The sequence below is a fragment of the Alkalibacterium psychrotolerans genome, from assembly GCF_054784355.1.
In genome coordinates this window covers 1-2,372 of record NZ_BAAGPH010000025.1, presented here as the reverse complement: position 1 = coordinate 2,372, position 2,372 = coordinate 1, and the positions used below count along the sequence as shown (strand labels likewise).

The window sequence follows — 2,372 nt, the reverse complement described above, 5'->3', positions numbered from 1 at the left end:
AGCCAGCTTGTCAAAAAAACTATCATGCCTCAGCTCATTATCAAGCCATCTCTACAAGGAAAACGAACGCTAAATTTCACATGAAAATTATTTTTAACAAGTGGCTAACTTAAACTTGAAATTTACAAAAATAATAAACTACACAAAATCCTGAATTTTGTGTAGTTTAGTTTACCTTACCCTACTTATGCTTCTGCTAGTAAAAAAAGCAGTGCCGGAAGTAGCCGACACTGCTTTTTCCGATATAATAGTCTCTTTAATCCATCATGACGAATAAACCGTTTAACTGATAGTCTGTCCCCTCTTTTCGGGCAGAATGCAGGCGCTCATCCGTATAGGTTGACCGTCTATCCACTTCAATACTGCTCTCCTTGATGCCGGATTCTGTCAGGCTGACCAGATTGGCATCCATCATACTGAGTTTATATTTGTCATCCGCTGGCTGGAAAAAACTATCCCGCTCAGGAAAATCAGAGAAAGCTTCATAGACTTCCGGCCCCACTTCGTAGTTAGCCTGATCAATAGAAGGTCCCACAAAAGCCAGCAGATTTTCCCTTTTCGAATTAAAGTCAGTCTCCATCTGGGCTATTGCCTGTTCAGAGATACGCTGAACGGTCCCTCTCCAGCCGGAATGAACGACAGCCAGCACGTCATTGACGGGGTCATAAAGGACAATGGGCGTGCAGTCAGCATATTTAATTAGTAGACCAACCTTCTTCTTGTCTGTAAGAAGTCCGTCTGTATCCTTAAATGTACGTCCGAATACAAATGCTTCTCCATTTTTACCGTCAGCATAGGCAACCGTTGCGCTGTGGGTTTGCTGACCAGTATAAATCTCCTCCGGCTGAACGTCCAATACGTCGAGTATGCGGTTCATGTCAGTTTTTACTTTTTCTCCGGCAGTCTGATAGCGAAAGTTATAAGCCGAACCGGCGATAAAAAGTTTAACACCCTTTCTGTTTAAACGTTCTGATTGCATTGCGGATCCATCCTTTATCATTTTTTCCAAGTATACCACAGACTGTTTACTCCACTAAGTATTCCCAAAGCAAAAACCCCACATGTACTTCCTTATAAGGTAGTCACATATGAGGTTTCAACAAAAGCTAGTTAATTAACGATTGATAATCGATTTAGCATTCCGGGCAAAAATTCTACGGGTGCCTCGTACGGCAGCGATACGCTCTTCTGCCAGTCTGTCAGCTGCCTGATAGGTTGGAATCCCGTCCCTGTCAGCTATTTCAAACACTTTCTCAATCTGGTCATAGATTCTGTCTACAGACATGCGTGCCCGCTTTTCACTGTAGCCACCGTTAAATTCGTCTGCTACCTGAATCAGTCCGCCTGCGTTTAAAATATAATCCGGCGCATAAATCATGCCCAGTTCATCAATCTTTTCTCCATGACGCGGTTCTGCCAGTTGATTGTTTGCCGCGCCGGCAATGACTTTAATACCCGCTGCCTGAATCTGGTCAATCGTCTCATCATTCACGGTCGCACCCAGAGCGCACGGTGCATAGATGTCAGCCTTAACAGAGAACATATCATCCGCATCAACAATCTCACATCCAGCTTCTTCAGCACGTTTACGAGGCCCCTCAAAAATGTCTGTTGCAATAACGTGAGCCCCTTCAGCCAAAACCTTCTCAGCCAGTAAGAAACCGACTTTTCCTACGCCTTCTATAAGAATGCGTTTGCCTTCTAAAGAATCGGAACCAAATGCTTTTTTGGCTGCTGCTTTCATGCCGACATAGACTCCGTGAGCCGTTGAAGGCGATGGNCGACATCCGCTGCTGTAATGTAACGGCCATTTAAGCCTTCCACAAAACGTCCGAAGGCTCTGAACATCGCTTCTTCGTTCACTTTTTTATCCGGGTCTTTAATGATAACTGTCTTAGCTCCACCTAAAGAGAGACCACTGGCCGCGCTCTTATAGGTCATGCCTCTCGCCAGGCGCATAGCGTCTTCAATCGCATCTTCTTCCTTGTCATACGTCCAGTAACGCGTACCTCCTAAACCCGGTCCTAAAGTTGTATCATGAATACACGTGATGGCTCTCAGTCCAGTTTCTTCATCGTTCATAAAAATAATCTGCTCGTAATTGTGATCTCCCAACGCTTTAAATATGTCCATTCCATTTACGCCCTTTCCGTTTATATATTTTTTTAGTACGTTAAAGTATTTTCTGATTAATTGATGAGAAGAGAGTGATAAGTATAAAATAGTTAATGCATGAAGCCTTTCCTAGTCAAGTCCATAATATTGTGTAAAATACAGTACACTGTTTTCGTGTCTTAACCTTGCGGTCAAAATTGAATATATTTTCGAGTTGAACTTAGCCAGTCTTCGTGACAATCAATAAGAACTGCACC

At 43.3% G+C, this 2,372-nt stretch carries 3 protein-coding genes; all 3 read right to left on the bottom strand.

Going from position 1 to position 2,372, the window contains the following annotated elements; translation table 11 throughout:
- Positions 1 to 256 precede the first annotated feature (256 nt).
- Positions 257 to 979, bottom strand: coding sequence for a peptidoglycan editing factor PgeF (pgeF, locus tag ACYVLS_RS03985; protein WP_460321473.1), 723 nt, complete (start codon positions 977 to 979; stop codon positions 257 to 259).
- A 135-nt stretch (positions 980 to 1,114) separates the two neighbouring features.
- Positions 1,115 to 1,744 carry a Glu/Leu/Phe/Val dehydrogenase family protein gene (locus ACYVLS_RS03980; RefSeq protein ID WP_460321470.1) on the bottom strand — a complete coding sequence of 210 codons (630 nt, stop codon included), beginning with the start codon at positions 1,742 to 1,744 and terminating at the stop codon, positions 1,115 to 1,117.
- Complete coding sequence (locus ACYVLS_RS03975; RefSeq protein ID WP_460321475.1) at positions 1,741 to 2,082, bottom strand: Glu/Leu/Phe/Val dehydrogenase dimerization domain-containing protein; 342 nt, start codon at positions 2,080 to 2,082, stop codon at positions 1,741 to 1,743. The genes ACYVLS_RS03980 and ACYVLS_RS03975 overlap by 4 nt, the downstream gene beginning before the upstream one ends.
- Positions 2,083 to 2,372 lie beyond the last annotated feature (290 nt).

Bases quoted from the DNA above. Each gene is read 5' to 3' on its own strand.
- ACYVLS_RS03980 (WP_460321470.1), bottom strand. From the start codon at position 1,744: ATGAAAGCAGCAGCCAAAAAAGCATTTGGTTCCGATTCTTTAGAAGGC.
- pgeF (WP_460321473.1), bottom strand. From the start codon at position 979: ATGCAATCAGAACGTTTAAACAGAAAGGGTGTTAAACTTTTTATCGCC.